This is a genomic window from Streptococcus sp. SCPM-O-B-15277 (M60) (assembly GCF_058200335.1).
The window spans coordinates 1-244 of sequence record NZ_JBYQGR010000018.1 but is presented as its reverse complement, the minus strand read 5'-3'; the positions used below and the strand labels follow the sequence as shown (position 1 = coordinate 244).

At 43.4% G+C, this 244-nt stretch carries 1 protein-coding gene; it reads left to right on the top strand.

Annotation, left to right across the window (positions count from 1 at the left end):
- Nucleotides 1–244, top strand: a 244-nt coding sequence (locus AC3E9F_RS08490; RefSeq protein ID WP_490673009.1) for an SSURE domain-containing protein, incomplete at both ends; no start/stop codon positions are given.

Genomic DNA, 244 nt, shown 5'->3' with positions numbered 1-244 from the left:
ACAGGAAATGCAGCAATTCTTCCACTTGAAGGTTTGGCAAAAGGTCAATATTTCTATGAAGTAGATTTGAACGGCAACACAAGTGGTAAAGAAGGTCAAGCTCTTCTCGACCAACTTCGTGCTAACGGCACACAAACCTACCAAGCAACCGTTAAAGTCTACGGCGCTAAAGACGGCAAACCAGATTTGACAAATGTTGTAGCGACACGAATGATTGACGTGAACTTGAATGGCATAGTTCCTG